Source organism: Cohaesibacter haloalkalitolerans, from assembly GCF_003574655.1.
In the GTDB taxonomy this organism is placed as follows: domain Bacteria; phylum Pseudomonadota; class Alphaproteobacteria; order Rhizobiales; family Cohaesibacteraceae; genus Cohaesibacter; species Cohaesibacter haloalkalitolerans.
In genome coordinates this window covers 179,297-204,592 of record NZ_QNUM01000007.1, presented here as the reverse complement: position 1 = coordinate 204,592, position 25,296 = coordinate 179,297, and the positions used below count along the sequence as shown (strand labels likewise).

Annotated in this window: 23 protein-coding genes; 11 read left to right on the top strand and 12 right to left on the bottom strand. The window is 55.6% G+C overall.

Features of this window, described 5'->3' with window-relative positions; translation table 11 throughout:
- Positions 1-5: 5 nt before the first annotated feature.
- From DSL70_RS17950 to DSL70_RS17940, 3 genes are all read left to right on the top strand, one after another.
- Positions 6-890, top strand: a complete 885-nt coding sequence (locus DSL70_RS17950; RefSeq protein WP_119309342.1) for a ribokinase — start codon at positions 6-8, stop codon at positions 888-890.
- A gap of 62 nt (positions 891-952) precedes the next feature.
- Positions 953-1,834 (top strand): dihydrodipicolinate synthase family protein, encoded by an 882-nt coding sequence (locus DSL70_RS17945; RefSeq protein WP_119309341.1) that lies wholly within the window; start codon positions 953-955, stop codon positions 1,832-1,834.
- A 388-nt stretch (positions 1,835-2,222) separates the two neighbouring features.
- A complete protein-coding gene (locus tag DSL70_RS17940) occupies positions 2,223-3,212 on the top strand; it encodes a lactate/malate family dehydrogenase (protein ID WP_119309340.1) in 990 nt (329 codons plus the stop codon).
- Between the two features lie 148 nt (positions 3,213-3,360).
- On the opposite strand, the gene DSL70_RS17935 is transcribed toward DSL70_RS17940, so the two are convergent.
- Positions 3,361-3,969: a DUF2062 domain-containing protein gene (locus tag DSL70_RS17935; RefSeq protein WP_119309339.1), complete on the bottom strand. Its 609-nt coding sequence runs from the start codon at positions 3,967-3,969 to the stop codon at positions 3,361-3,363.
- 428 nt (positions 3,970-4,397) lie between these two features.
- Here DSL70_RS17935 and DSL70_RS17930 point away from each other — a divergent pair, with 428 nt between their 5' ends.
- Both DSL70_RS17930 and DSL70_RS17925 read left to right on the top strand, forming a co-directional pair.
- Positions 4,398-4,991: a CDP-alcohol phosphatidyltransferase family protein gene (locus DSL70_RS17930; RefSeq protein ID WP_119309338.1), complete on the top strand. Its 594-nt coding sequence runs from the start codon at positions 4,398-4,400 to the stop codon at positions 4,989-4,991.
- Between the two features lie 242 nt (positions 4,992-5,233).
- Complete coding sequence (locus DSL70_RS17925; protein ID WP_119309337.1) at positions 5,234-6,118, top strand: hypothetical protein; 885 nt, start codon at positions 5,234-5,236, stop codon at positions 6,116-6,118.
- 112 nt (positions 6,119-6,230) lie between these two features.
- On the opposite strand, the gene DSL70_RS17920 is transcribed toward DSL70_RS17925, so the two are convergent.
- Positions 6,231-7,502, bottom strand: coding sequence for an ABC transporter substrate-binding protein (locus DSL70_RS17920; RefSeq protein ID WP_119309336.1), 1,272 nt, complete (start codon positions 7,500-7,502; stop codon positions 6,231-6,233).
- 349 nt (positions 7,503-7,851) lie between these two features.
- Between DSL70_RS17920 and DSL70_RS22325 the strand changes: the two genes are divergently transcribed.
- Positions 7,852-8,253 (top strand): hypothetical protein, encoded by a 402-nt coding sequence (locus DSL70_RS22325; RefSeq protein WP_162916884.1) that lies wholly within the window; start codon positions 7,852-7,854, stop codon positions 8,251-8,253.
- Between the two features lie 183 nt (positions 8,254-8,436).
- On the opposite strand, the gene DSL70_RS17915 is transcribed toward DSL70_RS22325, so the two are convergent.
- The 5 genes from DSL70_RS17915 to DSL70_RS17895 all read right to left on the bottom strand — a co-directional run bounded on the left by DSL70_RS17915 (position 8,437) and on the right by DSL70_RS17895 (position 14,635).
- Positions 8,437-9,090 (bottom strand): acyl-homoserine-lactone synthase, encoded by a 654-nt coding sequence (locus DSL70_RS17915; RefSeq protein ID WP_119309335.1) that lies wholly within the window; start codon positions 9,088-9,090, stop codon positions 8,437-8,439.
- Positions 9,091-9,226: 136 nt separating this feature from the next.
- Positions 9,227-9,964 carry a helix-turn-helix transcriptional regulator gene (locus tag DSL70_RS17910; RefSeq protein ID WP_245418263.1) on the bottom strand — a complete coding sequence of 246 codons (738 nt, stop codon included), beginning with the start codon at positions 9,962-9,964 and terminating at the stop codon, positions 9,227-9,229.
- Between the two features lie 548 nt (positions 9,965-10,512).
- Entirely contained in the window at positions 10,513-12,522 is a 2,010-nt protein-coding gene (locus DSL70_RS17905) for a putative bifunctional diguanylate cyclase/phosphodiesterase (protein ID WP_162916882.1), read from the bottom strand.
- Positions 12,523-12,987: 465 nt separating this feature from the next.
- Positions 12,988-13,497 carry a GNAT family N-acetyltransferase gene (locus DSL70_RS17900; RefSeq protein ID WP_119309333.1) on the bottom strand — a complete coding sequence of 170 codons (510 nt, stop codon included), beginning with the start codon at positions 13,495-13,497 and terminating at the stop codon, positions 12,988-12,990.
- Positions 13,498-13,594: 97 nt separating this feature from the next.
- Entirely contained in the window at positions 13,595-14,635 is a 1,041-nt protein-coding gene (locus DSL70_RS17895) for a LysR family transcriptional regulator (RefSeq protein WP_162916880.1), read from the bottom strand.
- Between the two features lie 345 nt (positions 14,636-14,980).
- Here DSL70_RS17895 and DSL70_RS17890 point away from each other — a divergent pair, with 345 nt between their 5' ends.
- Positions 14,981-15,862 (top strand): DUF1499 domain-containing protein, encoded by an 882-nt coding sequence (locus tag DSL70_RS17890; RefSeq protein WP_119309331.1) that lies wholly within the window; start codon positions 14,981-14,983, stop codon positions 15,860-15,862.
- Positions 15,863-15,884: 22 nt separating this feature from the next.
- Here DSL70_RS17890 and DSL70_RS17885 read toward each other — a convergent pair whose 3' ends face one another.
- Positions 15,885-16,805, bottom strand: coding sequence for an MBL fold metallo-hydrolase (locus tag DSL70_RS17885; RefSeq protein ID WP_119309330.1), 921 nt, complete (start codon positions 16,803-16,805; stop codon positions 15,885-15,887).
- 485 nt (positions 16,806-17,290) lie between these two features.
- Between DSL70_RS17885 and DSL70_RS17880 the strand changes: the two genes are divergently transcribed.
- Positions 17,291-17,842, top strand: a complete 552-nt coding sequence (locus tag DSL70_RS17880) for a PAS domain-containing protein (protein ID WP_119309329.1) — start codon at positions 17,291-17,293, stop codon at positions 17,840-17,842.
- Between the two features lie 51 nt (positions 17,843-17,893).
- Positions 17,894-19,054: a methyl-accepting chemotaxis protein gene (locus DSL70_RS22765; RefSeq protein ID WP_119309328.1), complete on the top strand. Its 1,161-nt coding sequence runs from the start codon at positions 17,894-17,896 to the stop codon at positions 19,052-19,054.
- A 140-nt stretch (positions 19,055-19,194) separates the two neighbouring features.
- Here the strand turns inward: DSL70_RS22765 and DSL70_RS17870 are convergent, their stop codons facing one another.
- Both DSL70_RS17870 and DSL70_RS17865 read right to left on the bottom strand, forming a co-directional pair.
- Positions 19,195-20,826: an alpha-D-glucose phosphate-specific phosphoglucomutase gene (locus DSL70_RS17870; RefSeq protein ID WP_119309327.1), complete on the bottom strand. Its 1,632-nt coding sequence runs from the start codon at positions 20,824-20,826 to the stop codon at positions 19,195-19,197.
- Between the two features lie 522 nt (positions 20,827-21,348).
- Positions 21,349-22,242, bottom strand: coding sequence for a DMT family transporter (locus tag DSL70_RS17865; protein WP_119309326.1), 894 nt, complete (start codon positions 22,240-22,242; stop codon positions 21,349-21,351).
- 134 nt (positions 22,243-22,376) lie between these two features.
- On the opposite strand from DSL70_RS17865, the gene DSL70_RS17860 reads away from it, so the two are divergent.
- Complete coding sequence (locus DSL70_RS17860) at positions 22,377-22,991, top strand: DJ-1/PfpI family protein (RefSeq protein WP_119309325.1); 615 nt, start codon at positions 22,377-22,379, stop codon at positions 22,989-22,991.
- Here DSL70_RS17860 and DSL70_RS17855 read toward each other — a convergent pair.
- Entirely contained in the window at positions 22,973-24,373 is a 1,401-nt protein-coding gene (locus DSL70_RS17855) for an MATE family efflux transporter (RefSeq protein ID WP_162916878.1), read from the bottom strand. The two genes, DSL70_RS17860 and DSL70_RS17855, sit on opposite strands and share 19 nt — an antisense overlap.
- A 108-nt stretch (positions 24,374-24,481) precedes the next feature.
- Here DSL70_RS17855 and DSL70_RS17850 point away from each other — a divergent pair, with 108 nt between their 5' ends.
- Positions 24,482-24,673 carry a hypothetical protein gene (locus tag DSL70_RS17850; RefSeq protein WP_119309323.1) on the top strand — a complete coding sequence of 64 codons (192 nt, stop codon included), beginning with the start codon at positions 24,482-24,484 and terminating at the stop codon, positions 24,671-24,673.
- A 339-nt stretch (positions 24,674-25,012) separates the two neighbouring features.
- Here DSL70_RS17850 and nqrM read toward each other — a convergent pair whose 3' ends face one another.
- The gene (nqrM, locus tag DSL70_RS17845; RefSeq protein ID WP_119309322.1) at positions 25,013-25,273 is read right to left on the bottom strand and encodes a (Na+)-NQR maturation NqrM; all 261 of its coding nucleotides are present in this window, start codon (positions 25,271-25,273) and stop codon (positions 25,013-25,015) included.
- Positions 25,274-25,296: the final 23 nt, after the last annotated feature.

The window sequence follows — 25,296 nt, the reverse complement described above, 5'->3', positions numbered from 1 at the left end:
CTCAGATGATTACGGTTTTCGGATCCATAAATCTCGACATGGTGATCCGGGTTGCGGACTTCCCGCGCCCCGGCGAGACCATTCCCACCAGGGGCTTTGCCATGTCTGCCGGTGGCAAGGGAGCCAATCAGGCCCTTGCCGTGCGGCGCGCCGGAGGGAATGTGCGCATGGTTGGCCTCACTGGGGCCGACAGCCACGCCGATCTGGCGCTGGCGCTTCTGAAGGACGCCGGGGTGGATCTCTCCCGCACCGGGGTTTGCAACGACAGCACCGGCCTTGCCTTCATTCAGGTTGAGGACAGTGGCGAGAACACCATCGCCATCGTCAAGGGAGCCAATGGTGAGGTTTCCGTTGCAACCGCCGAGGCCACACTGGCCGACCTGTCCAAAGGCGACATCCTGCTGCTGCAGCAGGAAATTCCCCTTGCGGCCATCGACAAGGCCATTGATCTGGCTAAAAGCGCCGGGGCAAAAAGCGTGCTCAATACCGCGCCGTTCCAGACCGACTATATCGCCCTCGCCAACAAGGTGGATGTGGTCATCTCGAACGAAACCGAGTTTGACGCCCTGATGCCGGGTACAGGCCCCAGGGTGGAGAGAGCCAGAGCCTTTGCCGATGAGAACAACCGCCTGCTGATCGTCACCCTTGGAGCCGACGGGGCCATGGTGGTCGAGCCGGGCAGGGAGCCTGTGGTCGTGCCGTCGCCGAAGCTGGAAACCGTCGTCGACACCACTGGTGCAGGCGACACCTTCTGCGGCTATTTCTGCAAGATGCTGGCCGATGGCGCCGATCCTGTCGCGGCGACGCGCATGGCTGTCAAGGCCGCCAGTCTGGCCTGCTGCAAGAATGGCGCTCAACCGTCCATCCCTCTTGCATCCGAAATTGAATAGCAGAGGATGCGGACCCGATCTGTGCATCGGGTCCGGTCATGCCTTTTGAGAGGAATTCGATCATGTCTTTTCGCGGTGTCTTTCCCTATCTCGTCTCGCCGGTCACCCCTGACGGCGTGGTGATGAAGGGAGTTCTGACCGATCTGGTGGATCATCTCATTGATGCCGGGGTGCACGGGCTGACCCCGCTCGGCAGCACAGGAGAGTTCGCCTATCTCTCGCAGGACCAGCGCAACGAAGTGGTTGATACCGTCATCAAGGCGGCAAGGGGCAGGGTGCCCGTTGTCGCCGGGGTCGCCTCGACCTCGACGGCAGACGCCGTTGCCCAGACCCGCCACATGATCAATGCCGGAGCGGATGGCATTCTCGCCATTCTGGAAGCCTATTTCCCGGTGAATGAAGCGGGTGTCGAGAGCTATTTCACCGAAATCGCCAAGGCCGCCGACGGCAAGCCGGTGGTGCTCTACACCAACCCGCAGTTCCAACGCTCCGATCTGACGCTGCCGGTCATCGAACGACTGAGCCATATCGAGAATATCCGCTACATCAAGGATGCCTCCACCAACACTGGTCGGCTGCTCTCCATCATCGAGCGCACCCGTGGCCGCATGGAGGTCTTTTCCGCCTCGGCCCATATTCCTGCCTGCGTCATGATGATTGGCGGTGTCGGCTGGATGGCTGGCCCGGCCTGTATCGTGCCAAAGCAGAGCATCGCCCTTTATGAGGCCGCCCAGAGGGGCGACTGGGAAAAGGCCATGGATCTGCAGCGACCACTCTGGAGGATCAACGAGATCTTCGCCAAATATTCCATTGCCGGCTGCATCAAGGCCGCGCTCGATCTGCAGGGCTTCAAGGTGGGCAACCCGGTTGCCCCGCAGGCGCCTCTGGGCGAAAGTGCTCGTGCGGAAATTGCCGCCGTGTTGCGCGAGGTTGGGGCGCTCTGAACGGATCGCTTCTCGCCGCTTTGCTACGTCTGGCAACGCCTGCAACCGGTGAGCAAACTGGTCTTCCGCTGGCCGCTCCCTGCAATCCGGCCATGCGGCATATCCCGTGATCGAAAGGCTGGAGCCCGGCGGCAGAATGGTCTATGCTCCCACCTGATCAAATTGACTTGAATGCCTCCCTCGCTGGCGTGTCTTACTGCCTCTGCGGGCCTATCGTCCGGATCACTTCCCCTTCTGGAGCGTGCCGGCGCTCAGGCCCGGATCACCGGATGTTCAATCATTGTCGTGAAGCCAGTCCACGGATCGGCCACAAGGCCACGCTCATGGGAGATGTTCATTTGCCCTTGCCCGCCCCTTTGGGCGAGTGGATCAGAGTGAAGAGAAAGACATGAACAAGAATAAACTGGTTGTTGTTGGCGTCGGTCACGTAGGGTCCTACGTGCTGGCAGATGCCATGAAGACGGGATTGTTTGCAGAAATCGGCGTCATTGATATTTTGCAGAACGTCGCCTACGGCGAGGCGCTGGATCAGGCTCAGGCGACGGCCCTGACCTACATGAACAATGTCGACGTCAAGGCTGGCGGCTATGAACAGTGCGCTGATGCAGACGTGATTGTCGTCGCTGCTGGCGGCAGCGTTCTGCCCGACCCGGACAACCCCAAGGCCGAACCAGACCGTACCCTGCTGACAAAGTCCAACTGCGAGGTCATCCGGCAGGTGATGGCGGGGATCACCGAATACACCAAAGAGGCCATCGTCATCCTCATCACCAACCCGCTCGACACCATGGTCTATATCGCGGAAAACGAGTTCGGCTACCCCAAGGGCCGGGTGTTTGGCACGGGCACCATGCTGGACTCTGCACGGCTGCGCAAGCTGATCGCGGATACCTACGCAATCGACCCCAAATCGGTCTCTGGTTACATGATGGGCGAGCATGGCAGCACGGCCTTCCCGGTGCTCAGCCATGTCAGCGTTGGTGGCATTCCGTTTGCTGAAGTGGATGACTATCTTTCCGCCAGCAAGGACATCTCCAGCCCGGAACTGGTCAAGACAAGCATTGTCTCTGCCGCCTACGAGGTTCTGAACGGCAAGGGTTGGACCAACGCCGGTGTCGCTCAGGCCGCCATCACCATGGCCAAGGCGGTTTTGCTTGACGAGCGCAGCATCTATCCGGCCTGCACCACCCTGCGCGGCCAATATGGCCACGATGGTGACGTTGCGCTGAGCATGCCGTGCATCATCGGTCGGGAAGGCATCATCATGCAGGTGCCGGTTGCGCTCAATGAATGGGAAAGCAGGAAGCTTGATGAGTCGATTGCCTTCATCAAGGCAACCATGGTCGACGCTGGGACTGGCCCGCACAAGGCAAAGTGAGCCTTCGCGCTTTTGACCCTTTCAAGAAACGCAATGCGGGCTGACTGTTATCGGCCCGCATTGTTTTTGCCAAAAAACCGAACGACCGTGCCAAAGCAACGCGCCGTCGTGCCGGATGCATTTTGCCAACCGGATAAATCGGAAGAATCTAGTTGCTGGTGGCCTTGGAGGTCATGTCCGAATGCTCTGCCAGTTCCTGACGCCAGCGCCCGGCCTCGAAGGCCTTCTCGGCCAAGTGTGCCTTGCGCCGATGCTGATAGGAACGGGCGGCCTGACGGGTCAGGTAATAGAACAGCAGGGAAACGGCGATGCCCACAGGAATCGCGCCGACCGCCATGATCTTGATGGTCGGCAGAATCGCCGAAAGCGACTGCGACAGCAACCCGTGCTTCAGGGCATGGATCTGGTGATGCAGGATCGGTTGGCCGAGGATCAGGCAGCCTGTGGAGTAGGTGGCACTCCAGATGAAGGGGAATGAAAGCGGATTGCCCACAGCTGTTCCAACCGCAGCGGCCAGTAGATTGCCGCCAATGGCGAAGGCAACGGCCCAGGCTATGATGAAATGAAATCCGAGGAATGGCGTGAAGGAGGCAAACACCCCCGAGGCAACCCCGGCCGCGATGGCATAGGGAGAGCCGGTCAGGCGCAGAACGCGCTTGATATAATAGACACCCGAGCGCTTCCAACTTCGGCGTGGCCATAGGAAAATACGGACACGCTCAGCAAGTTTGGGTTTGTTCTTCCGACCAAAAATCACGGTTTCTCGTCTCTTTCTTCTTGTTTACAAAACCGAAGTGCCACTGGCGATGGAGCTGTTCCTCACGATCCGCAAGGCCCGTCTCTGCATAGCACAGAAAGTCACTATTTTCTTTTAAAAGACAAAAAATAATTTTGCTTTTTATGTCTCGGTTCCAAGAAGGGACACACTATATCAAACGATATAGAACCAATTGTCTCTCCGGAAAAGGGCCTTTTCAAGGCCATCACCTTGGAAGTCCTCCGACTTAGGGTTTAAGCCCCAATTGGAATGCTTGCAATCTCTTTTCCGGGAGACTGCGTCAAATGGTGAATATTTCTGCATTGTTTCTGATATCACTGGCCAGAAAGGCGGAAAAGCAGGTAATCGAAGCATGAGATTTCAGTTTCTGTTATAAGTGACCACACACAAGATCAGGTGAAAACAGTTTGGATTATTTCAATAAAGGAGAGGGCGAGAAGCAGGCCGCTTTTGCGGCGAAAAGAGATCTGCTCTTCCGTCCGCTCGTGCGCTTTCTTGCCGCCAAAGGTGTGACCCCGACGATGCTCAGTTTCGTTGGCGGCCTGTTCGCGACCTTCGCGGTCGCCATGCCCGCCAACTATTGGAATCTGGCTGCGGCAGGATTTGTGCTCTACGTTCTCATGGATGGGCTGGATGGGCCTCTGGCCCGGCTGAACCGGGAAGACAGCGCGGGTGGATCGCTGGTTGACATCTTTACCGATCAGTTTGGCGTGGTGCTTGTCGCCCTCGGGGCCATCTTCTGGCTCGATGCAGACATCTTGGCCAACATTCTGTTTGCCTTCTTCTATGGCCACACCGTCTATCTGATGGTGATCTGCAACCTCATCAGTGTGCGGATGCCCTTCATCCTGCGGGTCAAATATCTCTATTTCATCATCTATATCGTGGCGCTCTATGTTCAGAGCAGCCTGCTAATCAACGTCTTTGCCCTGCTGTTTCTGGCCTATTATCTGGTCTATTTCTTTGCCCTTTTCCGGTTGGTCTTCAAAGGCATGCGATGATGAAGGCACAGGGCTCGGCTGCTTGCCATGCGAAAAGTCTGGTGTCCGGTGAGCGCTGTTGCTAGAATTACCCAACGAAGCAGTCCGGCGGTGAGGTCGCAGCTGTGTGTCCGGGCATCCGCATGGCCCATGCTGGCCAGACCGGGGCCTCCCGCGAGACTGCGATAACATGACATGTCATGTTATGGAGAAGGCAGCGATATGGCATCAAGGGCACGCCATGAGGAGAGGAGCCGCCTTGAATGGGCGTTTATGAGCCAGACAGCTCTGTCGTGATCGATACGCATTTTCATGCCAATGTCTTTCGGCGCAATCATTCAAGGCGCAGGCGGATCGCAACCCATCTTGCCTCGCGTGTGAGGCATCTTCACGGCCTGTGCTCAACCGAACATGCCTACAAGAGGCCGCTGGAGGCCTATGACTTCCTGTGCGATATGGTTCGCCATCATGGCCTGTCGCTGCATGTCGTGCCGGGTGTCGAAAATATCTCGCGGGAAGGGGTTGAGGTGATCCAGTTGTGTCCGAGCCGTCAGGCGTTGGCATATGCTCTGGAAGAATTTCCTGCTTTCTCATGGTCTATCCATGACGCGATCACCATGCAGTCCGACGAATGCATCACCATCCTGCCGCATCCCTTCTCACCAAGTACCACCGGCATTGTCACCGGTCTGGGGTTGGAGACAACCTGCGCGCTGTTGCCCCATTTCGACTATATCGAAATGTCGAACGGTTCGTTTCTTGAAGTCCCGCTCGACGCGCTGCCCAGAACGAAATTCAAGGATCAGTTGGAAAAGACGGCCCACTTCCCCGAAGCACTGGTACCAGCCGGGGTAGGGCGCAGCTTCGGCTCCGATGCCCACCGGCCACGCGACATCAACCTCTTCAGCGCCATGCAGAAGAGCGAGGACGAGAGCTTCTTTGAAGCGCTGGCAACCCGCCAGACCCTGAAACCGATCATGCGGACCATCGCTGACTTCCGCGCGGTGGGGAAAATTTCCCGCGGCCTACTGACCTCAAGCATCGAATATATGCAGAAGCAGGACTACAAGCTGCTCTATCCGCAGAGCCAGTCTCCTGACAGGCTGAAGTCGCTTACCCGCAGCGCCAGAAAGCTGTTTATCGATTGAGCCGGTCGGTGAGCTGGCCGGTCATTGAAATGGAACAAGGCCCGGCAGGATGAATGCCGGGCCTTGTCTGTTTCTGTGTCGCGTTCAGGGGGGGGGGCTCCCCGTCTGCGCATTATTTCTTCAGGTCTTCCAGAATTTCAGCCATGCCGTCATGGATTTCAACGGCGGCCTCTTCAGCACTCATTTCGCCATAAGCGAACATTTCGAGCGCATCGCCATAGACTTCAATGATCTTCGGATGATCAAAGAAAGGCGAAATCGCCGGGCCGGTAGAGTCCAGAACAAGTTTGTGGGCTTTCAGCAGAACCGGTTCGATGGCACCCTTTTCCATCAGATAGTTGAGCGCAGCCTTGGAAGCGGGAATGCCGCGGGTCGTGCCAAGGATCTCGGCTGCACCGGTATCGTTGAGCAGGCAGTTCATGACTTCAGCAGCAGCCTTCGGGTTCTTCGAATTCTTGGAGATCGAGAACAGCATGGAAGGTTTGCGGAATACACCATCATTGGTCGCATCGGCATTCTTCAGGATCGGGGTTGGAACCAGTTCCTGACCTTCCTTCAGAGGATCTGCGATCTTGTGATAGGTGGTATCCCACTGATAGGTGCCAGCGATATGGCCGTCAGCCCAGTTCGGGTTTTCGTGCAGAGGCATATTGGCACCGGCAGCGGCAACGGTCTTCCATGGCACGATAACGCCACTGTCTGCAAAGCGGCCATACATTTCAAGACCAGCCTTGAAATCCTCGACGGAATAGTTGAGGGCGAGAGTTTCCGGGTCGATCATGGTCTTGCCGGTCTTCTGCGTCAGATAGACCATGATCAGGCCGCGCGCATCCAGACCCTTGGACTCAAGCCCTGTGGCTTCATACGGATAGTAGTTGTCGCCGAGTTTTTCCTTGAAGACCTTTGCAGCAGCTTCCAGTTCATCCCAGCTTGTTGGCAAGGCAACCCCAGCCTTCTCGTAGGTGGTCGTGTTGAACCATGGCACGCGACCGGTGATGGAAAGCGGCAGGCCCTGAAGCTTTCCGGCAACGCTGGTAGAGGCCAGCTCGCTGTCGGACCACTGGGTGAGGTCGATGATGTCCTTGAAATTGTTGATATCGGCAAAGCCGTTGCCATCCTTGGAGAACAACGGCAACCATGGCCAGTTGATCTGCATGATGTCAGCTTCTGTGCCACCAGCCAACTGGGTGGTAACCTTGGTCAGATGGCCGGTCCAGGACGTGAATTCCGGCGCGATGGTGTGGCCAAGCTTGTCACCGCAGTAGGTCAGAGCCTTCTGGGTTGCTTCGTGGCGGCTGTTGCCGCCCCACCAGGACATGCGCAGATCTGCGGCATTGGCGACCGAAAGACTGGTGGCGGCCATCAGCGCGGCCAAAATCGTCATCTTGAATTTCACAGGACCCTCCCTTGGGTAAACAGTCAGATGTTTTTGGTGCACAGGCAAACTGTACAAACAGACAGGTGTTGCCAGCGCGAACGAATTGGAATGCTTTGTCTTTTGGATGGCGCGAAACCACCAGTCATGCCCTATCCTCCTGATGGGCAACCAGACTGTTCTCTCCCTGGGTGCAAGTCCACATGCGATTTGAATTCAACCACAGGGGATGAAAATCCCGCCATACACTTCCTTGGACCGGGCTGTGAGACCATGCTCCAACCCTTATTCAAATTCTTGATAAGATTATACAAAGGATACGGCCGATGAACATGGATGAACCTGTAATTTCGAAGCCGTGAAAATCTACGATTCTGTCCATGACTGGCGAGGCGTTTTGGTCAAAAACACGCCCCATGAGGCAAAGTGGCCCGAAGGGAAGCCTTCACCTTCGATTTTCTGCAATCGCCATGTTGGTGCATATTGGACCAGATCCAAAGGGCTCTGCTGGCATACATCAACAGCGATGCCTGAATGGGGTCTGGGGCGTCATGAGAGAAAATATAAAAAAAAGCGTCACTGTGAACAGCGACGCTTCAAGTTGTCAGTAGCACCGAGCTACATGAAAATTGTGAAAGCCTGGGGACGTTGGCATTCAGTTTTATTTATTTCAAAAACCTATGCTTTTGTTGTTGAAGCCATTATGGAAAAGGTGACGGCCTCTTCACATCGTTGCTGGCTCTTTTGTTGCTTTTACTGAGCTGTCCTCAGGTTATTGTCTGTCTGTTCAGGGTTGAAAGCAGGACTTGCATGATTGGAATGACCCAAAATGGCCTTCTGCAATTGTCTCAGTCTCATGCCCTTTCGTCGTGTTTCTTTTGGCGACCGGGTTTCAAGCGGTCATTCGGATCCTAAAATCTGTGATTAAACAGAGTTCCGGGTATCAAGCTGCAAGTTCAATCGGGTCCGGGTGGCGCCCGTTTTTGTGATAAAGCGTAGATGAGATGCCAAGCTTGGATTGCATCCGGCTCAGAACCGCGTCAGAGACCTCGAACATGCCGCAGCAGACCGGGCGTTTGCCATAGCCATCAGCACGGCCCAGTTCATGGACATCAACGCCAGCACGGCGATAGATCAGCTTCATCTGCGGCTCATAGTTGGAGATCATGGTATGAATGCCATGATCGAGCGCGCATTCGCACAGCGCCAGGAACATCAGGCTGAAGGCCCGACCCGGGTCGATGTTCGGATAGTCGCGAGCAAGGGCGTCCTGATCAATGCACATCCGGGTGCCTTCCCAGATACCGGGGGCTGACAGTGAAAGCTCGACCGGGAAAGTCCGGCGGAAGACGTCATAAAGCAAGGTCGGGCCGGTCGTCGGCATCAGCCGCATCGAGCCATAAAGCACCGTCCTCTCTTCGTTGCACCACACCAGATAGACGGGCATCTTCTCGTCATAGAAATCGCGTTCACGGCCATTTTCAACGGACACATCCCACTCGAGCTGGTCGGCGAAAACCTCCTTGCGGAGCCTGAACATGCGATCCATCAAAACTGGATATTTGTGATATTCATGGGCTTGCAGTGTCACAAACATCTTTTTGCTCCATCGGTAAAACTGATAGAGCCACAATGTTTCAAAAAGTCCGGCTTGAAAATTCGCATAAATGGGTTCGCACAAATGTAGTATTGCGCGACGCGAAGTGAGGGCGAGCCAAGGGTGTATAAGGGGGCTAGAGATCGATAAGATTGAGCTTCAGGGCCTTGGCAACGGCCTGGGACATGTTTGCGCAATTCAGCTTGTAGCGGGCTGATCGCATGTAGGTGCGAACCGTGTGTTCGGAAATACCGATGATGGCGCTGATTTCCTTGTAGTCCTTGCCCTGTGCAGACCAGTGTAGCGTTTCAAGTTCACGTGGACTGAGGATCGGCACGGGATCCTCGTCACCGAACAGTTCGATGATTGCCTTCTTGTGCAGCACATGTGCCAGATCCATCCAGTCCGGACGGAAGGATTGAACCACCTTGGACCAGTTCCGCTCTCCCGGTTTGGAGTTGACCGACAGCAGTGCGCGACGTCCCACCTTGTCCGTGATCGGGATGGAATAGCCGAATTCGCCCATTCCTTGAGCGTGGAACTCAACCATCATCTTCATGGCTTCTTCGGTGGGTTCCAGCTCGGACCAGTCAAACGGCAGACTGCGGCGCATGCCTTCCTTGATCACCGGATCGACGGTAACATAGCTACGCGTCAGATAGATGGCGATCCATTCCGGCGGGTAGGTTGTTCTCACAAATGGCGAGTCAATATGCAAATCGCCCTTGATCGTCTGGGCCAGATGATAGGTGACATGTCCGAGGCTGTAGCCATCCCGCAATGTGAAAACTGCCTTCTCGACATTTTCAGCATTCTGGATTTCCCGGAAAATAGTTTCTTGCAGCAGACTGAATCGGTCTGTCATGTCGCCCATGTAATACTCGCCATCGCCAGCCTAACTAATCGCAAAATGAACGACATTGTGCAAGTCTTCTCGTACATATGTGCGAGGGAGGGGTGTCGATGAGAGAAATGTCAGGTGTTTTGAACACCTTTAGTATAGGGGATTAGAGTGTTTTGTTAACAATTGACTAAAACTGGAAGTTTTATCTCTAATATAAATGCACTTATAGGTGAAAAATGGCGCGGGATTTTACCGAAATGGCGGTTCTGCAAACCAATGGACGTCAATGATGGCGATTCCCGCTAACTGAAACGCAGGGATCCAACGACGGCTGATGCCACGCCTTTCAAACATGCCATGTAATAGGGGCCTGATTTGGGTTCAAGAATGCAACCAAATGATGCGAGGTCATGTTTTGCAGGCGGAAGGCGGCGTGAGGCCAACTGATAAATCCCTGTGCAAAAGCCTTCCTGCGCGAGCCTGACCGACCATGTCACCCCGATGATCTGATGCAAAGAGGCGGGAAGAGCGGCGAAATCATCGCCGCTCAGAAGCAGGACAGGCTTTGAGGAGAGCCCTTACGCCCAGATGACTTCCGCATCGAGCGTGGCGGGCAAGCGCGACTTCATCATGTGCTGATGGCTTGATGTCATCATTCCCAGCAGCTTCTCAAGAGGAACCGGACGCGAATAGAGGAAGCCCTGATACTGATCGCAATGGTTCATCCGCAACCAGGCCAGTTGGTCGATTGTTTCCACACCCTCGGCGACTGCCGAAATCCCGATCAGTCGGCATAGCGACAGGATGAGATTGATGACGGAGCTTTGTTCCTCGATCATGTTGACGAAGGAGCGGTCCACCTTGAGGCTGGTGATCGGGTATTCCTGAATATAGGCAAGGTTCGAATAGCCGGTGCCGAAGTCATCGACGGCAATCGAGAAACCTGCGCGGCACAGATCCATCAACACGGACTTGGCGTCAAAGGTCTCGCCCATCAACATGCTTTCCGTGATTTCGATCTCGATGCAATCGGCTGGGCACTGGGTTTTTGCCAGGCCAGCCTTCAGCCGGTTGACAAAATCGCTGCGCTCGAACTGTCTGGGCGAAATATTGATGGAAATCGGAATGTTGTAACCATTGCGGGACAAGGTCCGCTGGTCGCGCCCAGCTCGATCGACGATCCAGTCGCCAACCTTGTGAATGAGGCCGGTGTCTTCCAGAACTCCGATGAACTCGCCCGGAAAGACCAGCCCGCGTTCCGGATGCTGCCAGCGCATCAGCGCTTCGGCACTTACCACCTTCTGGCTCTGGCAATCGACCCTTGGCTGATAGTAGAGCACAAACTCGCCATTTTCGACGGCCCGCGCCAGATCCTTCTCCAGCGAACGCTTGGCCAGTGCTGCCTGCTGCAATGCTGGCCGGTAGAAGCGGTAGGTATTGCGGCCGCTGTCCTTGGCATCATGCAAGGCCAGATCACAATGGCGCAACAGGGTCGGCAGGTCGCTACCGTGTTCCGGGAACAGAACCAGTCCGATGCTGGCATTGGCGCTCAGAATATGGTCTCCAACGCAACATTCCGAATTGATCGCTGCGAGCAGGGACTGGCAGCAGACATCCAACTCGGCAGTAGACCGGAAGGAGCGAACGATCACGAACTCGTCCCCGCCCAGACGTGCAATATGCTCGTCTTCTTCAAGGCTGAGCTGTAACAGGGAGGCCACATGCTTGAGCAGGGCGTCTCCGGTTGGGTGCCCGAGAGTCTCGTTGATCGACTTGAAGTGGTCAAGGCCGACCACCATGAACACCAGACGCTCATTGCCGCGGAAAGCCAGTTCGATCATTTCGGGATAATGAGAGTTGACATAGTTGCGGTTATGCAGCCCGGTCAACATGTCATAGTGAGCAAGGTAGCGGACGCGATTTTCCTTTTCCTTCAGCTCCGTAACGTCGGATTCTGTTAGGATGCAGGCTGCCTGACCGGTCGGGCCGTCAAAACAGCGGCGCCCCGTGATCTCATGCCAGCGCTTTCCCTTGCTGGTCTGCACTTCGCAGATCTTGGTGACCGAGCGGCCCTTCCGTATGCCCCGGACGAATTTGTCATAGTCTGACCGTTTGATGAACCGGCCACGCAGAGCGAGCATGGCGTCACCATAGGTTTCCAGTGCAGCCGGGTTCTTGTAGAGCGGCTCGCCGTCCATGTCATAAAGGGAGATGCAAATCGGAATATGGTTGAGCGCCTCGGCGCTTCTGATCTGCTCGGGCAAACGATTACTATCCGGATTGGCCTCAAACCGCAGACCGGTCCGTCCGTCTGGCAAGGTATGACCGGAAATCTGAACCTGATAGGCGCAGGGTTTGCCATCTGGATAGAGGGTCCACAGTTCCTTGAAGCACTGGCCGGTATCATGGGAAGCCGCACGATAATGCTCCAGGCGGGAGGCTACCGTGTTACTGATCTCGGCTTCAAAATTCCGGGAATAGAGTTCTTCAAGCGTTTCTGCCTGCCACAATTTCCTTGCGGAATCATTCGCCCATACAAGGCGCGAATGATCCAGATCCATAACCCACAGAGGAATGGATAGAGTCATCAGGTCCGATTCACTAAAAAATTTCTTGTCGCTTCTTTCCGGGGGGACTCGCGTCATGAGTTATTTCCCAACGATTTCTTGCTTTTGGTCTGGATCTTTAGGAGTTCGGTGCCTGATTTGTGACTGCGTTCCAAGTTTATAGCGGCTTGTTTGGCTCAATCTTTGTTTTGCTAATTGCAGTCCTGTGTTTGCCTTGGTTTAGACAATTAAACAATATCACAAGTAAATAATAATTTAAGTTGCAATTGACAAATAACATACATCGACAAGCCAATGAGATGTTTCTAATTTTTTGTTCCTTAGAAATTGTCAGAAATAACGATATTTGGAGATGGTGACTAAAATATTCATGGTTAGAATATTGGAGATATTGCCATGATTTGGCTATCTATTGGCTGGAAAATCAATTTTCTTTAATGGATTGTTAGGGATGAGGGCGCAAATGGTCTGCCATTTTGAAAAATTTTAGAATTTGCTAATATGAGACCAATGCATGATATCCACGTCCACAGAATAACCACTCAAAGATGCTTTTTGTCGGTTATTCACAACTGCTCCGTGCTTTTGGTAGAAGCGCCGAGCACCCTCATTGATTGCAAGAACTGTCAAAGAAGCTGTGGTATCTCCTTGCGCAAGCAATGTGCTGAAAGCTTCCTGAAGCAGGCGGGCGCCGATTCCATGCCCTGTGAAGGCTGGAGCACAGTGCAGATTGTCGATAAAGGGCAGGGGGGGGCACCAGACGGATATGAAACCCAGGAGCTGCTTGTTTTGTTCAGCCTCGGCGACGAGGACAACATCTCGCTTGCCGATCTTGCGGTGCTCCCACTCATCCCGGATATCGTCATGCAGCCGCTCCCGCACATAGTGGGGAGGCAGAACGGTGCGGTAGCTCGCGGCCCAGCTGTCTGCCTGTAAACGGGCAATGGCCGTGAAGTCTGAGCGAAATGCCGAGCGGATCAGATAGGGTGGGAGCATCGGTTGAACCTGATGTCGGATCGGGATGCAGGCTTTGAGCCTCGCGCCCCGATCCGTTCATGCATGGGTATCGGGGTGCTCATGGCGCTCTTGGTGATCAGGCAAGGGCATTGGCGGCCTCTGCATTTGCCGCTCCATGGCTGCCTGAATGGGCGATGGCTGCATCATCCGCGACAGGCTTTTTTTTCAAGGCCTTGGCCTGCCGTTCCTGAACCTTCTTGCAGACATCGCTCGTTACCGGCAGATCCCGTGCAACCGATTTGATCAGCTCACGAAACCACTTGTGTCGTGGCGAATGGCGGTTGCGAATGTGCCAGACCATGAAAAACTCGCTGGCTTCCAGTTCGAGCGGTGGCTCGATCCAGGCCAGTTCACGGAAGATGGAATCCGCCAAGCGGGACGGCGCTGTGGCCAGCATATTGGTGCCGCGCACGACCATGGCGACCGACGAGAAGGTGGGCCCGAGATAGGAGACGTTGCGCGTACGCCCCAGTTCGGCAAGCGCCTTGTCAACCGAGGTGCTTTCGCTGGTATCCCACGACAGAATGGCATGATCGGCGTTTGTGTAGTCGTCCAGACTGACCGGAGCCTCGCGCACTGTCGGATCATAATAGGTGATCATGCGGTCACCGCCGATCCTGCTGACGACAAGGTCCGTCGAATCCTGCGGAGCATAGGGGCAGAGTTCAAGATCGGTGAAGCCGCGCTCAAGCGGATTCGGAGCGGCCAGATTGAGCTGATAGGTCTTTAGCGAACAATGCGGGGCTTCCTGTTTCAGTCGTTCGAAAATGGCAGGGACCAGCAGATCGTGTTCATAATCGTTGCAGACGATGGAGAAACGATCCCGCGAGTTGAGCGGGTCGAAAACGGCCTGGCTGTAGAGGCCTTCGATTCCCTTGAGGACCACATCGATGTCGCCCATCATGGTCTCAACCCGCTCAGTGGGCACCATGGCACGACCGACCTTGAGAAACAGCGGGTCACCCAGCATACCGCGCAGTCTGTCCAGCGAATGGCTGACAGAGGACTGTGTGACACCCAACAATCTTGCGGCTTCTGTGACAGAACGGTGCTCGTGGATCAACTTGATCATGTAGAGCGAACGGCCGTCCAGAGAAAGGTAATCGATATTTTTCATCATAGTTATCAATATAATGCATTCGAATTCATTTTATCAATTCCTATTTTCATGCGAGCCCTAACAAGACCCAAGCAAAAAAGCCTGCTGTCTCTGGCAAAGAGTTCGAAGCAATTCCGAAAATCTGGTTGGTGGCCGTTTGGTCTCTGCTTTTTTGTGAGCATGGTAACCGGAGCAATTGAGATTGCACGCGATCGGCTCTAAGCTGCGGTACCAGAGTTGGACTCGGCACAAATACTGATGGGGACGGGCTGATGGATCTTCAGCCTCGGGAATGGTTCGATCGGACCTTCTTGCACCCCGCTCTGACGGCCCGGTCTCGAATGCAGTGAGCGAAAGTGGGCGATGTCAGGAATTTATAAATTCAAAACTTCCCGTCTGGCTCCATGGGCGCTCTGGTTCGCCCGGCTTTGCATTCCGGTTGCCATCCTGTCCTTCCTGCTGATGCGCTTTGGTGGATTGCACCCGTCCATTGCGATTTATTGCTTTGCGGTGTCGGTTCTGCTCGCTGCGCTGTCCATTCTGACGAGCTGGGCGGCCTTTCATGCCATCTGGTTTGAAGGCTATCGGGGTGGGAAATGGCTGTGGGGGGCCTTTGTGCGCTCCATGGTGGTGCTGCTGCCTGCTGCAGTGGCGGCTTTCTTTTATTTCACCTTGCCGCCCTTTTCCGACCTGTCCACCAATCCGATCGATCCGCCGGAATTCGTCGCGGCCTGGCAGATGCGGACCGATGCAGACAACAGTCTTGCGATCGCGTCGCTCGAGGCGCGGGAAGCCCAGACGCTGGCCTACCCAACGCTCAAGAGTCAGGTCTATGATCAGCCGATTGCTCTCATGCAACTGGCTCTGGCTGATGAATTGCAGAAAAGCAAATGGCAGATCCTGAGAAGCGAGGAACAGAAGGCGGATGGGGACAACGCCTATTATGAGGCGTACACCCGCTCATTCATCACCGGCTTGCGCTATGTTGTCGTCATTCGGCTGAGCCCGACCGGTGAAGAGGAAACAACGCTCGACATGCGGTCCGCCTCGCTTTGGGGGGGGCATGATTTCGGGATGAATGCCCGCCGGATCGAAGGGTTTGTCGAGGGGATCAACGAGCGCATGAGTTCCAACGTCCAGCGCTACGAATTGCAGCTGGAAGAAATCGAGCGCTTGCGTCGTCTTCAGATGGGGCCATTGCCTAAACCCAAACCAAAGAATCTGGGCGGTCCGGCCGTGGGGTAATGTGTCCCTGCTGCAAGCCTGATCAGCGCTGTCCGGTGAGGTGATAGCGAGCGTTGAGCGTCGGTTCTACGTCAAGACAGCGGACAACACCCCGCGCCACCAGATATTCCATTTGCGCAAACATCGACAGGGCTGCCGCACCATGCAGGGATGGATCGACGTCCCGATAGATCGATGCGACCATGTCTGCAATTGTTTGGTGTCCGGCTTCAAGGTGGGCAACAAGCGCCTGCTCGCGGCGCTCCCTGTGAGCCTTCAGGCCGGCAAGAAACGGCTGCGGGTTGCTGATAACGCCGCCGTGTCCCGGCCAATAGACGCGATCGTTGCGCTGCATGAGCCGGTCTAGACTGGTCATATAGGCGGCCATAGAGCCGTCCGGTGGTGCCACGATGCTGGTTGACCACGCCATGACGTGATCACCGCAAAACAGGCCGCAGCCATCGGTGAAGGCAAAGGCCAGATGATTGACTGTGTGCCCCGGCGTATGCACCACCTCCAGAGCCCAGCTATCTCCCTCGATGAGCTCACCATCCCTGAGGACGTGATCTATATCCAGCTCGACATCGCCTTCCGCATCGAGAGCATTGATCTCCTGCGCATGCAGGGCACGGGTCGGGCGATGTGGCCCTTCTGCAAAGATCGGTGCGCCGCATCGTGCCTTGAGCAGGCGGGCGCCCGGAGAGTGATCCGCATGGGTGTGGGTGATCAGGATATGGCTGATGGTCTCCCCTGACGTGGCTCGGAGCAGGGCATCGATATGGTCCGGGTTGGCTGGGCCGGGATCGATGATCACCACAGTCCCCTGGCCGACAATATAACTGTTGGTGCCGTGAAAGGTGAAGGGGCTGGGGTTGTTGCAGGTCACACGCCTGACATTGTCCGCCAGCGTGATGGCCTCGCCATAATGGGGGGTGAAATTCCGGTCAAATTGTAGCTCGGCCATGGCTGAAATCCCGATGCATGGAAAGGCGCTTCAGGGCAAACCTGACAGGGCCGGAGGGGGGAAGTGTAGACGAAAACTTCGCCAGTTCAAAGGTGATTGGCCTCAACGGGGATAGTCGATCGGGTTTGCGGCTGTCCGGATTTTTTCGCGCAGCTATGAAATGTTTGTTTTGAGTATAATTGTGTAAAATGTTCATAAATACTATATTACCAAGTAAAAATCATAACGAGTCATTAATTTGGTGGAAATGTCAAATATAATTAGAATTTATTAGTTGGAATGCGGGCGCTGGTCGCCCGAGAAACGGCCAATCGGCAGAGGACTGAATTCGGGAGGGAGCATCCTATAAAAATGTATAATTTCCGTTGTTTATCATATGTTAACTGGAAACAATAGAAACTGGTGATTGCCAATGTTGCCAACCGTTGGATGGTATATATTGTCTGTAATGTACAGTATTCCTTAGTATAAAGGTTTCCGCTCAGATGTCCGTTGAACAGTCTGTAACAGGTGTAGAAAGATTCTTTGGTGAAGATGATATCATCGTCAGCAAAACCGATCTGTCGGGTCGCCTGACCTATGCAAACAAGATCTTCCTCGACATCTCGGGTTATACCGAAAAGGAAGTCTTGGGCCAGCAACACAGTCTCATTCGCCATCCCTACATGCCTCGCACGATTTTCAAGCTTTTGTGGGAGACGATCGAGAGCGGCAACGAGATCTTCGCCTATGTGAACAACCGCTGCAAGAATGGCGATCACTACTGGGTCTATGCCCATGTGACACCCAGCTGGGGGCGTGATGGCAAGGTGAACGGCTATCATTCCAACCGTCGTGTGCCGGATCATGAAATCCTCAAGCAATACGTCATTCCTCTTTATGACAAGATCCGGGCGGCGGAGAAATCTGTTGCCAACCGCAAGGATGGCCTCAAGGCCGGCGTGGAAGTGGTCGAATCTCTGCTCGCTGAGAGAGGCAAGAAATATGACGAGTTCATCGCCACGCTTGGGCAGAAGCAGCGTCGCGGTTTCCGCTGATTGATCCGCTGGGGCAAGTCATCAAGATAGAGTGTTTCGGGGAGATACCTGATGGTTTTCAGAAAGAAATCAGCATCCATTCGCAAGGCGATGGAAGTCTGCAAGGCGGTCGCAAATGGTGATTTCTCCGTGCGCATCACCAATATTCACGACAAGGGCGAGTTGGGTCAGTTGATGCATTCCATCAATGACATGATCGACCGCTCTGACGCCTATATTCGCGAGTCCAAAGCCTGTCTGGATTATGTCGCCCGCAACCAGCATTTTCGCCTGATTGCGGAAAAGGGCATGGTTGGCGACTTCAAACAGGCGGCCGAGAGCATCAACCGTGCCACATGGAAGATCAAGCAGCGCCATGATCGCTTTGACGAGATGGGCACGAAATTCGAGAATCAGCTTGAGGATATCGTGTCCAACATGACGGACATGATCGCCAATTTGCGGAATGCCTCGCAGAAAGTGTCCACTGCCTCGCACGGAGCGCAAGAACAGTCCCTGCTGGTTGCTGCCGGAGCAGAACAGGCCTCAGCCAACATGCAGTCCGTTTCCGAAGCGGTAGAGCAGCTGACCGAGTCCATCGCGGAAATCAATACTCAGGTGGTCAACAGCAGCAGCATCGCCCGTATGTCGGTTGAAAAATCCCACGACATGAGTGGTGAAATCTCCAGTCTGGCGACGGCATCCCAGCAGATCAGCGAAGTGGTTTCGCTCATTTCCGATATTGCTGCCCAAACGAACCTGCTGGCTCTTAACGCCACCATCGAGGCTGCGCGTGCCGGAGAGGCGGGCAAGGGCTTTGCCATCGTAGCGCAGGAAGTCAAGAACCTGTCGGCCCAAACCGCAGAGGCAACCGAACAGATCAGCGGTCAGATCAACGGTTTGCAGCAGGCAACCAATCGGGCCGTGAAGGCCAATGACGAAATATCGAACACAATCGAAAAGGTCAGTGAGATCTCGGCAGCCATTGCCGCCGCAGTGGAAGAGCAGAGTGCAGCCACCCAGGAGATCTCCTCCAATATCGAGGAAGCTGCCGTCGGCACCAAGGATGTGAGTCAGGGTGTTGCCGAAGTGAATGAAGCAACTTCCGTGACCGAGAGCACCGCCAAGGAAGTGATGCAGGTGTCCGAGAAGCTCGGCCATCAGGAAGGAAGCCTGGTCGATCTGCGTCAGGAACTGGTCAAGTTCCTTCTTGAAGTGCGCAAGGTGGGCTGAGGCCCATTGGCCAATGTCCGGACCTTCGGATCAAATTCAATGACTGTCTCTCCCAAGACTGTCGCGATGAAGAAAAGGCGGCTCTGTTCGAGAGCCGCCTTCCGTATGTCTGGGGTATTTTCCAACTCCTGATGCGTTGATCAGGTGATGACGTCCGGTTCGGTACGGCCTATGCGACCCTTGAGATCTGTCATTGCCAGCATTGCATTGACCAGTGGATCAAGCACCTGCTTGGTTGGCAGATTGTGCTTGCCGTGGGTGTCTACATATTGTTCGAGATAGACGCGCAGGGTTGCGCCGTCGGTGCCGGTGCCGGAAAGGCGGAAGACAACCCGTGCCTTGCCCTCGAACCAGACGCGGAGGCCCTGGCCGCTGCTAACCGACCCGTCGACCGGATCGTTGTAGGAGAACTCGTCGGCATTCTTGACCGTCAGGCTGCCGAAGGTCTGGCCCGGCAATTCGGCGAGCTTGCCGCGCAAATCGTCAATCAGCTGATTGGCTGCATCCATCGGGATGGCTTCATAGTCATAGCGGCTGTAATAGTCGCGGCCATATTTGGCCCAGTGCCCTTCAAGGATGGCTTTGACCGGCTGGCCACGCTCGGCGATGATGTTGAGCCACAGGAGAACTGCCCAGAGACCGTCCTTCTCGCGAACATGGTTGGAGCCGGTACCGGCGCTTTCCTCGCCACAGATGGTGGCCTTGTTGGCATCAAGTAGATTGCCGAAGAATTTCCAGCCCGTCGGCGTCTCGTAACAGGCAATGCCCTGCTTGGCGGCAACGCGGTCGCAGGCGGCGCTGGTTGGCATGGAACGGGCAACTCCGGCCAGTCCGTTGCGATAGGCCGGCGCCATGTGGGCGTTGGCGGCCAGAACGGCAAGGCTGTCGGACGGGGTGACATAGATACCGCGCCCGACGATCATGTTGCGGTCGCCGTCGCCATCGGAGGCCGCGCCGAGGCAGGGTGCCTTTTCCGACATCATCAGATCCATCAGGCTCTTGGCCCAAACCGGGTTCGGGTCAGGGTGACCGCCGCCGAAATCCTCACTCGGTTCGGCATTGAGCACGGTGCCCTCCGGTGCGCCCAGAGATCCCTCGAAAATGGCTTTTGCATAGGGTCCGGTGACCGCATGCATGGCGTCGAACACAAGGGTGAAGCCACCGGCAATCAGGTTGCGGATGGCCACGAAGTCGAACAGCGACGCCATCAGGTCCTTGTAGTCCTTGACCGGATCGATCACGTTGACGTCCATCTCGCCGAGCTTCTTGTTGCCGATAGAGCCCAGATCGATCATCTCGCCCTGCAGGATCTTGTAGGAGCTGATCGAGCAGGTTTCCTTGTAGATCGCCTCGGTGACGCTTTCAGGAGCCGGGCCACCGTTGGATACGTTGTATTTGACGCCGAAGTCCGCGTCGATGCCGCCGGGGTTGTGGCTGGCTGAAAGAATGAGGCCGCCTTCGGTCTTGTATTTGCGAATAAGGTTGGAGGCTGCAGGTGTGGAAAGCAAACCGTGCTGACCGACGATGACCTTGGCTGCGCCGTTGGCGGCGGCCATGGCAAGAATGATCTGAATTGCCTTGCGGTTGAAGTAACGGCCATCGCCTCCTACCACAAACGTCTTGCCTTCAGCTCCACCGATAGCATTGAAAACGGATTGAATGAAATTTTCCAGATAACCGGGCTCCATGAAGACCCGGGTTTTCTTTCGTAGTCCAGATGTCCCGGGTTTCTGGCCTGAAATCGGTTCGCAGGAAATAGTCGAAATTTTCATATTGAAGCCTCCAGGTCAAAGTTACCAGAACATTACTGGGGTATCTGACCACTAAACATAGACATGGATCAAATGCGGATCGCGAATCTGCACCTGAAATTTCGTTCTGTAAAAATGAGCTTGGTTAAACCACTTAACTGTCTAATATAATGTCATTTTTACAAAGCCCGTAAAATGGGCTGATCTCAAAAGAATGAACACTTCTTTAGTCGAGCGTCCGGGGTGGCCTTTCATACAGCGGCACTACGGGCACGGTAGCACACCCGGTTGCCGATGACAAAGACCGCTCGATCTGGCGCTTTCATTTGATGAGGCACGAAGGCTATGCTGTCTGGAAACGGCGCGGCTGGTCAGGTCGCGCTTTTCAGGCCGTACGCTTCATGTCGCCAGTAATAAGCCGGGACCCCGATCAAGGATCGTGGCCGGTCCAAACTGGCATAAAACAAAAAGAAATGTCGTTTTGGTCGCTTGATAATATATATTATGCGGTTATGGGATGTCTATCTGGATAATGATGCTTATTCACACGCGCGCACGGCGGCTGTTGAGCAGAATGCCCAGCGCAATGAAGGCGATGCCCATCAGGTGGTAGCCTTCCAGTCTCTCGCCCAGAAAGAAGAACGCAAGAAATGCCACCCAGACCGGCATCAGGTGAATCGTCACGCCCGCCTTGGACGGTCCGATGAGGCCAACCCCCTTGTTCCAGCTGAAATAGGCCAGCAGCGAGGCAATGAACGTCACATAGACGATGGCGGCCAGATTCGTCGGTGTCAGGGTCACTGCCTGATAGGTGAGGGTTTCCCAGATATAGAGCGGCAACAGCATCAGCGCCCCGAGGCCGGTGATGACCATCAGCATGACCAGCGGGTCAAGCGTCACCGGGCGCATTTTCACCGTGATGGAGTAGAGTGCCCAGACAATGGCTGCCCCGACCATCCAGATGTCGCCGCCCGTAAACTTGAGATGGAACAGGGTTCTGAAATCGCCTGCCGTGATCACCACTACCACGCCAAAGAAGGAGACCAGGATGCCCGCAATCTGGGCAAGGCCAAGCTTTTCCTTGAGAATGAACAGCGACAACAGCGCCATGAAGGCCGGACAGGTGGCCAGAATGAGGGTGGAGTTGATGGCCGTGGTGCTGTGCAGGGCCTGATATTGCAAGGGGTTGAAGGCGGCGATTCCCGTAGCTGACATGGCCAGCAGCAGCTTCCAGTGCTTGCGGATCACCGGCCAACTGGCTTTGAGTCGCGGGGCGGTGATGACCAGCAGGATGAGACAGCAGAAAAACCAGCGCCAGAAGGAGAGACCGAGCGGCGGCAAATCGCCGCGAACGGCCCGACCGATCACCACATTGCCACCCCAGCAAAGCGTGGCCAGAGCAAGCAGAACATAGGCGACAGCAGTATTGTTTTTCATAATATCGGCTTTACGGGAAGGAGATTGGTAAGGAATGCCAGTTCATGGCATAATTTTCTGTCTCTTGAAAGAAGGAATCTCTCTATACTGGTTGGCAAAAGTCAAAAACAACAACAAGTCGTGGAGCCGAGCCAATGAGCAAGTCTGTTGGGATCCTGATATTCGACGATGTCGAGGAACTGGATTTCGTTGGGCCATGGGAAGTTTTTACCATGGCCAACGTGGTCGCCGAGAGAATGCATTTGTCCGTCGCTTTCGAGATGTCCCTGATTGCCCCGAGCATGGAGCCGGTGCGGTGCGCCAAGGGAATGCGCGTGCTGCCGGACAAGGCGATGGCCGAAGTGGCGCGTCAGGACGTGATACTCGTTCCCGGTGGAATGGGGACCCGCCGCGAGGTGAACAATCCCGAAATTCTCGAATGGATATCGATTGTGGGTGGCCGGGCCGACTGGATCACCAGCGTCTGTACAGGATCGCTGCTGCTGACGGCGGCCGGATTGACGCGCGGCAGAAAGATCTCCACCCATCATGGCGCCGTCGATCTGTTGCGCAATCGTCCCGAGGCGCCTGATGTCCGGCCCGAATATCGCTATATCCGCGACGGCAATCTGGTGACCAGCGCCGGCGTTTCTGCTGGTATCGACATGAGCTTGTGGCTGGTTGGCGAATGGCATGGTGCCGATTTTGCCCGTGCCGTGCAGAAGGCCATGCAATATGACCCGATGCCGCCTTATGGCGCGCTGACCTGAGGGCGCATCAGCCTTCTCAGGCGCAGCCACATGATGGCGAGCCGCAGCAATTCCTCCAGAATGAGGATGCCATAGGCAATATAGAGCGATAGCTCGAAGACATGGGTGACAATCATCAGAAGCGGGACACCAAAGCCCCATTGCAGCCCCACCTGCACCCAGAACACCCATTTGGGCCGGTCGGTCGCCCTTAGAATGGCACCGATGGTGACCGACACCGTGCGGACCAGCACCAGCACCCCGCCGTAGGGAATAAGCAGCAGAAAGTTGATCCGCACCCAATCCGATATGTGCCAGGAGAGCGCGTCGGCAACGAGCGTCACCCCGACAAACAGCAACGCAAGACGTGGTGCCAGATAGCGCAGTGCCTTGAGGACGGACCCGATGGCCTGCCGCAAGGTCTCGCTGCCCGGTTTCAGATCGGCGCAGGTGAGGGTGGCCGACATGGCAACCGAACGGCCCAACACGTTGGCAACCGACAGCCACGGCGTCATCAGGGCCAGCGCCGCAAAGGTCAGATAGGGCTGCTGGGCAAACAGCAGCTGGTAGGCTTGCGCACCGACAATCAGCGCCGCCACATTGAGGGTAACCGGCACCAACACATGTCGCGGCAGAAGCGGCTCCTCGGCCTGCCCTTGATGGTCCGGGTTAGTCCTTGCGGAAGGGGCAAGCCCGGAAGACTTTGGCACGGGCAGGGCATAAGCCGCCCGCATGTCGCCAGCCAGCAACCCAACCAGATAGACGAGTCGGGCGCTCTGACTGATGAGCGTTGCGATGGCCGCGCCCTTGATGCCCAGTTCCGGCGCACCGAACCAGCCATAGATCAGCAATGCGTTGAGAATGATGTTGAGCGGCAGCTCGATGGCAAAGCCCTTCAGCTCGCGCGGTGCCTGTCGCTTGACGTCAAAACTGATGGTCAGCAGGTAGGCAGCAAAGCTGAGTGGCGGCGCATAGACCATCAGCTCCAGATAGCGCTTGGCGGCAAAGCCGATGCCCGAGGTCGTGGCCAGCCGATCAACGAGGAAATTGATGTTGAAGCGGAACAGCAGGACGAGGATGAAGCTCATCCCGAGGCCCAGAGCCAGCATGCGCAGCAGTCGGCGATAGAACAGGCGCATGTCGCCCACACCAAAGGCACGAGTCAGAAGAATCTGCGCGCCAGAGCCCAGCCCGAACAGCAGCGCCATGAAGACCCCGTAAAGCCCGGCGCAAAGCCCCAGCCCGGCCAGTGTTTCATCTCCGATCGGCCCCACCATGTTGGCATCGATCAGGATGGCCGAGGTGGAAAACAGTCCGGACAGGGATAGAAATCCCGCCAGTTTCAGGATGGATGGCGTCTCTCTGTCGAGCAGAACCGGCTTTGGCAATGGGCTGACTGGCACGGGGATAATGGGATCTTCTATTTGCGAATGGTTTGCGTTGCCCGGACATTAGGATAAATTGGCGACAATGCCAATCCGGAACCTTGTAGCCCGAAAGTTCGTTATCCCGTGTCCAGTCTCGTTATTTCCAACCCCTATGTGGGGATCGCCATTCTTGTTGTCTTTGTTCTGTCCGGAAAAGTGTTTCGTGATAACTGGAAGCAGAAGGGCGAGACATGGAAGCGCAATTGCTGGCTTGCCGGGATTGTGGCCATCCTCTGCTTTCTGGCCATGGCTTTCATCCCCTTCATCCCGCACTGAACAGCCTGTCGCCGGTTCGTTGCATTGAGCTGAAATCTTCTGACGGGGCTAACGGCCAGATTGTTCCTGTGAACGGCCTGTGTCCGCTGTGGTCAGCAGGGGGGGGGCGTTGGGGGATATAGTCTTGAGGTGAGAGACGGAAAAGAGCAGAACGGCACGGGGCCGCTCTGCTTGCAGGTAGGTTATGTCAAACGAACCTGGCTTGCTTTTCAAAGCAAGATCTTTCCCGAAGGTGCCATGGCCATAAGATGGGCTTCCCGGCACCCGGTATTCTGTTCCTGTCAAATCCGCAGGTTGCACGAGGGCGGCGCCTGAGGCAAAGGGCAGGGAGGAGACTGCCTATTCGGCGGCGTTCATCGCGGCTTCCCGTTCCGCTTTCTCACGCGCAGCCTTCTTGCGAGGGCATTCCCCGTTGAGGCGCTCTTTGAGCGGGCTGTTTTTGTCAACCGGCGAGCCACAGATCAGGCAATGGTCGGCGTCGGAAATGGCATTGAGCCCGCCACAAGACCCGGCGATCGGTTTGCGCTTGAACATCACGCCGATGGACATACCAACAACGACGATCAGAAAAGCTGCGAATACAATAACATAGGTTGCCATCTTTAAAACCTCCATGCTGACTT